Genomic DNA, 5,554 nt, shown 5'->3' with positions numbered 1-5,554 from the left:
GAGTCGCATTTCCCAAACATCGTGCCACGCCGTTGCAACCCTGATCCGGTCTTCGGCCATCTTCTCGTGAGATCACGAGTCCCTTCTCCCGTCGCGACGCGATGGGAGAAGGTGCCCGAAGGGCGGATGAGGGCCTCTCCCGGCGAGTCGCATGTCCCAAACATCGTGCCACGCCGATGCAACCCTCATCCGGTCTTCGGCCACCTTCTCGTGAGATCACGAGTCCCTTCTCCCGTCGCGACGCGATGGGAGAAGGTGCCCGAAGGGCGGATGAGGGCCTCTCATTGCGAGTCGCATTTCCCAAACATCTTGCCATGCCGATGCAACCTTCATCCGGCCTTCGGCCACCTTCTCCCATTGCGTACCGCAACGGGAGAAGGGGAAGCGGTGGCCAAAAGAATGCCACGGTCAAGCCGTGGCATCATGCCTTGGCCGGTGACGATGCCGCGTCAGGAATAAACATCCTGCATGAGCGATGTGAACCACTTGCCCATCGACTCGAAATTATCCTTGGACGCGGATCCCGGCGACTCGATGTTGGTGCTCACGGGCAGCATCCGGTAACCGCCGTCGCTGGAATCAAGTCCGTAGCGGAACGTTGCCGTAAGCCATGATGCCATGGCGCCATATTGGCTGTTGAGAGACGTCGTCACGGGCGTGAAGCAGGCTGAGTTGGTCACCGGCGTATCGTAGAGGGCAACGCTGCTGAACTCTCTCAGTATGGCATCGGCGCAGACCTTTGCCTGCTGATTTCCGATATGCCCCGCCTTCGGCTGGTTCGCCGACTTGATCCCGTCACCGATGACATAGACCTTGCTGACGGGAGACTTGTAGGTCTTCTCGTCCACCAGCGCCCAGCGGCCATCGCCGTCGAGGCCACCCTCGGCAAGTAGCACGCTGCGCGCCAGGGCACCCGCCGTCATCTTTGGAAGAACGTTGGCCACTTCCACTTTCACCGAGGTGTTGGCGATGAGCGCCTTGGGATTGGGTGCCGTTCCCTGCGCCACGTTTGGCACGAAGGACAGCGTCTTCATCTTCGCCGTGCCTGAGGACGAGGTCGTGACCGCCGTCAGCTTGGCGTTCTGGACATAGACGAGGTTCTTGTGAATGTTGGCGAACGCATTGCCAAAGTTGTTGGGCTCCACCGGTGGCCGCCCATCGGACGTCTGCTTGGGGTCATAGAGATAGAGCTTGGAGCCAGGCTTCTTCACCCGCAGCCAGTCGGCGATCACGCAGGCGCGCTCATAGGGGCCGGGTGGGCAGCGGTAGGGCGAGGGCGGAATGGTGATGGCCACATGGTTTCCCGCCTTCATGTTGACCAGCTGGGTGCGCAGCAGCGTCGTCTGCGTGCCCGCCTGCCACGCATGGGGAATGGCGTCGTAATGACTGGTGTAGAGCGAGTCCGTGAGTGTGATGTCGCCATAGTCGAAGTCCACACCGGTCGCCAGGATCAGCTTGTTGAAGGGCGTGGCGTTGAGCAGGATGTTGCTTCCGCTTGTGGGTGTCTTGCCATAGACCCAGCCATTCGCAAGATCGGCCGATGACACCGTCGCCTGGATAAATTTCACGCCATATTTGGTGCCGAGGCTCGCGTAGTTATACTTCAGCGAGTCGAGCGTCTTCTCGCCGGTGAGCACCATGTTGCTCATGATGTTCGAGGTGTACTTTGCATTCATGTCGATGATCGTCACGCTCACATAGGCGTCGATCGCCAGCTTCTTGGCCCACACGCGGAGATATTTCGCAGCTGTGGCGCCCGCCATCCCGCCGCCGATGATCACCACGTTAAGCGGCGTCACGGCTGCGTGGGCCTTCAAGGCAGGAAGAATGAACTGGCCGGCGGTGCCGGCGGTAAGGTACTTGACGAATTCGCGCCTTTGCATGGCGAAGCTCCCGTTTGACTCTGTGATGGCCGGCTCTCAACCCAGCCTGATGCCTATTGCTGTGACAGGTACCAGGCGATGTCCTGCATTTCCTGGTCTGTGTAGGGCTTCGCGTGCACGGCCATCAGGCAAGCCTTGGGATCGCTCTCCGTGCAGGTCTTGTTGGCCGCGTTGAATTTCTGGGCCATGTCCTTCAACTCGCCATAGATTTCGTAATAGGAGCTGCCGGCCAGGCTGTCATAGCCGCCACTCTTGGGAAGGGCATTGGTGGCATGGCACTGCGTGCAGTTGGACGCGAGGAGCCGCCCATTGTTGAGGTCGTATGCTTCCGCGTGGCCATGCATGAGCAAAGCGGCCACCGCCAGCCCCGCGTGAAGTCCGAAACGTCCTTGCATTGAATGCGTCCTCCAAACTGATCGAGCGAGGAGGGGGATCCGCTCTTCCTCGCCTGTGTCAGTCTAGGGCATCGATCGAACGTCGAGTTGACCTATATCAAGCTGGAGTTAGATAAATTAGATTAATCTAATATATTAGTAAGTACGAGAGCGGCGGGCTGTCAGTTGAGTTCACTGGAGTATTGGCACTCCATTCTTCCTGTAAATCCAGTCAAAGCTGGCATGACGGCGAGAATGAAGAGTTGATCTCAACTGACCGTCCGCCCCTCTAGAACCTCACCGTCATCCGCCCCAGATGCTGGAACGCGACCTCGACGGTGTCGCCGGCTTCTGCCTGGAAGAACTCGGTGATCACCCCGGTGGTGACGATGTCGCCCTCGGCCAGTCCCAGGCCGTGGCCGTTCAGGTGGTTGGCCAGCCACGCCAGCGCCAGGTCGCCGCCACCCATTGCGTTTGCGCCGGCGCCCCCCTGCATGGCGCGGCCGTTCCACGTCACCTCGCCTGTAAGCGCGGCATAATCCGCACGTGACAGCTGTTTTCGCGGCTCGCCCAGAACGATCCCCTCATTAAGGCCGCCGTCCACGATGAACCATGGCACGGCATCGCCGAAGCCCCTGGGTGTGCGCGGATTGACGACCTCGACCGCAACACACACATGCGCCACGGCTGCCATCACCTCGTCCAGCGTATAGTGGCCTGTGCGCGGCGGCAGGCCCTTGGCCATGGTGAAGCAGACCTCCGGCTCAACCACGCGCTTGTTCTGGGGCACCGCCGGGAAGAAATCGCCGGAGCGGTAGACGCGGTTGGCGAAGACAGTGCCCGGGAATGGCCCCATGGCATTGAGCGCCTTCTGCGCGCGCTCCGAGGTGCAGCCGATCTTCCAGCCGGCCTGCGTCCAGCCCAGTTCGCGCGTCACCCCGCATTGCAGGCGGAAGGCGCGTTCGAGGTCCGGGGGAGTGTCTTCCGGCAGGGTGGCCAGCGGAGACTGGGATTTGCGCGCGGCAGCGAAGGCCGCGATAATGGTGGCATCACTCATGGTGTCAGAACTGCTTGAAAAGGCCCTTGGGTTCGTATTTCCAAACCCCGCCATTGTCGCTGAAGGACGGCTCGCACATCGGCACGATCTGGGCCGCCACGTCGTCGGGGTGGGGAAGGCTCATCGGATCTTCGCCCGGCATGGCCTTGGCGCGCATGCCGGTGCGCGTGGCGCCCGGGCTGAAGCAGTTGGCCTTGACGGTGCTGGTGGCGGTTTCCGCGGCATAGGTCTTCACCATCGCCTCGAGTGCGGCCTTGGAGATCGAGTAGGGACCCCAGTAAGCCCAGCACTTGTGGGCAAGGCCCGAGGTCACGAACACCGCACGCCCCGCATCCGACTGGCGCAGCAGCATGTCCATCGAGCGGATGAGACGGTAGTTGGCGGTGACGTTGACCGCCATCACCTCGTCCCACATCCTCTGGTCGACATGCGCCATGGGGGTGAGCTTGCCGAGAACACCGGCATTGCCCACCAGGATATCGAGCCGCTTCCAGCGCTCGAAGATCGCCGCGCCCAGCCTGTCGATACCGTCGAAGTCCTTGATGTCGAGCGGCACAAGCGTGGCGCTGCCGCCCACCGCCTTGATCGCATCGTCGAGCTCGGTGAGCCCGCCCTCGGTGCGCGCCGTCGCAATGACGTGGGCCCCTTCCTTCGCCAGCGCAATCGCCGCGGAAGCGCCAAGCCCCCGCGATGCGCCTGTCACCAGGGCCACGCGCCCGTCAAGCCGTCCTGTCATCCGTGTCCTCAGCCTGCTTCTGCCAGCAGCGAGAGCTGCTGCTTCTTGGTCTCGCCGACAAGGTCGGTGAGGTGTGTGGGATAATCGCCCGTGAAGCAATGGTCGGTGAACTGCGGGCGCGCGTTATCACGTTCCGGCAGCCCCAACGCGCGGTAGACGCCGTCGACGGAGAGGAAGGCCAGCGAGGTGACGCCGATGTATTCGCGCATCTCCTCCAGCGTGTGGGTGGCGGCCAGCAGCGACTTCTGCTCCGGCGTATCAATGCCGTAGAAATCCGGGTGCTTGATGGGCGGGCTCGAAATGCGCATGTGCACTTCCCTGGCGCCCGCCTCATACATCATCCGCACGATCTTGACGGAGGTCGTGCCGCGCACGATCGAATCGTCGATCAGCACCACGCGCTTGTCCTTCACCACCGCGCGGTTGGCATTGTGCTTGAGCTTGACGCCGAGCGAGCGGATGGTCTGCGTCGGCTCGATGAAGGTGCGGCCCACATAATGGTTGCGGATGATGCCGAGCTCGAAGGGAATGCCCGTCTCATGCGCGAAACCCAGTGCTGCGGGAACGCCGGAGTCCGGGATCGGCACCACGACATCCGCCGCAAGGGAGGATTCGCGCGCCAGCTCCCGCCCCATGGCCTTGCGCACCTCATAGATTGAGTGTCCGCCCAGCATGGAATCGGGCCGGGAGAAATAGATATATTCAAAGATGCAGGGCCGAGCGGGCTGCTTGGGGAAGGGCCTCAGGCTCTCGACGCCTTCCTCCGAGATCACGACGACTTCACCGTTCTCGATCTCGCGGATGTACTTGGCCCCGATGATGTCGAGTGCGCAGGTCTCCGAGCACAGGATATAGGCGCCGTTGAGCTCTCCGAGGATCAGCGGGCGGATGCCGAGCGGGTCGCGCGCGCCGATCAGTTTCTTGTTGGTCAGCGCCACCAGCGCGTAGGCCCCCTCGAGGGCGCGCAGCGCGTCGATGTAGCGTTCCACGATCCGGCTCTTCTGCGAGCGCGCGACGAGGTGCAGGATCACCTCTGTATCGGACGTCGACTGGCAGATGCAGCCCTGGCTGATGAGTTCGCGCCGCAGCGTCAGGCCGTTGGTCAGGTTGCCGTTATGCGCGACGGCGAGGCCGCCCGCGGCCAGTTCCGCGAACAGCGGCTGCACATTGCGCAGAATGGTCTCGCCGGTGGTCGAATAGCGCACATGGCCGAGTGCCGAGGAGCCCTGCAGCCGGTTGATCACCTTCTCGGAGGAGAAGTGGTCACCCACCAGGCCCAGCCGCCGCTCCGTCTGGAAGCGCTCGCCGTCGAAGGAGACGATGCCCGCCGCCTCCTGGCCGCGGTGCTGCAGCGCGTGCAGGCCCAGCGCCGTCAGTGCGGCTGCATCGGGGTGGCCATAGATGCCGAACACGCCGCATTCCTCGCGCAGGCGGTCGGCGTTCAGTTCGAAGTCGATGTCGCTGCTCATTGGCTGTTGCCTTGTCCCGTGTCCGGTTTCTGCGC

Annotated in this window: 5 protein-coding genes; all 5 read right to left on the bottom strand. The window is 62.6% G+C overall.

What is annotated here, in order from left to right; genetic code table 11:
* Positions 1 to 449: 449 nt before the first annotated feature.
* Complete coding sequence (locus tag ACILRA_RS19030; RefSeq protein ID WP_395663638.1) at positions 450 to 1,883, bottom strand: FAD-dependent oxidoreductase; 1,434 nt, start codon at positions 1,881 to 1,883, stop codon at positions 450 to 452.
* A gap of 53 nt (positions 1,884 to 1,936) precedes the next feature.
* Positions 1,937 to 2,278, bottom strand: a complete 342-nt coding sequence (locus ACILRA_RS19025) for a c-type cytochrome (RefSeq protein ID WP_395663637.1) — start codon at positions 2,276 to 2,278, stop codon at positions 1,937 to 1,939.
* Positions 2,279 to 2,546: 268 nt separating this feature from the next.
* Positions 2,547 to 3,314 carry a 2-keto-4-pentenoate hydratase gene (locus ACILRA_RS19020; protein WP_395663636.1) on the bottom strand — a complete coding sequence of 256 codons (768 nt, stop codon included), beginning with the start codon at positions 3,312 to 3,314 and terminating at the stop codon, positions 2,547 to 2,549.
* Positions 3,315 to 3,318: 4 nt separating this feature from the next.
* The gene (locus ACILRA_RS19015) at positions 3,319 to 4,050 is read right to left on the bottom strand and encodes an SDR family NAD(P)-dependent oxidoreductase (protein ID WP_395663635.1); all 732 of its coding nucleotides are present in this window, start codon (positions 4,048 to 4,050) and stop codon (positions 3,319 to 3,321) included.
* A gap of 8 nt (positions 4,051 to 4,058) precedes the next feature.
* Positions 4,059 to 5,519: an amidophosphoribosyltransferase gene (gene purF / locus ACILRA_RS19010; RefSeq protein WP_395663634.1), complete on the bottom strand. Its 1,461-nt coding sequence runs from the start codon at positions 5,517 to 5,519 to the stop codon at positions 4,059 to 4,061.
* Between the last annotated feature and the right edge of the window lie 35 nt (positions 5,520 to 5,554).

The organism is Aestuariivirga sp. (assembly GCF_044239095.1).
Lineage (GTDB): Bacteria > Pseudomonadota > Alphaproteobacteria > Rhizobiales > Aestuariivirgaceae > Aestuariivirga.
This window is presented reverse-complemented; position numbering and strand designations above follow the sequence as displayed.

Excerpts from the sequence above, each read along its gene's own strand:
- ACILRA_RS19030 (WP_395663638.1), bottom strand. The coding sequence starts at position 1,883 with ATGCAAAGGCGCGAATTCGTCAAGTACCTTACCGCCGGCACCGCCGGC.
- ACILRA_RS19025 (WP_395663637.1), bottom strand. The coding sequence starts at position 2,278 with ATGCAAGGACGTTTCGGACTTCACGCGGGGCTGGCGGTGGCCGCTTTG.
- ACILRA_RS19020 (WP_395663636.1), bottom strand. The coding sequence starts at position 3,314 with ATGAGTGATGCCACCATTATCGCGGCCTTCGCTGCCGCGCGCAAATCC.
- ACILRA_RS19015 (WP_395663635.1), bottom strand. The coding sequence starts at position 4,050 with ATGACAGGACGGCTTGACGGGCGCGTGGCCCTGGTGACAGGCGCATCG.
- purF (WP_395663634.1), bottom strand. The coding sequence starts at position 5,519 with ATGAGCAGCGACATCGACTTCGAACTGAACGCCGACCGCCTGCGCGAG.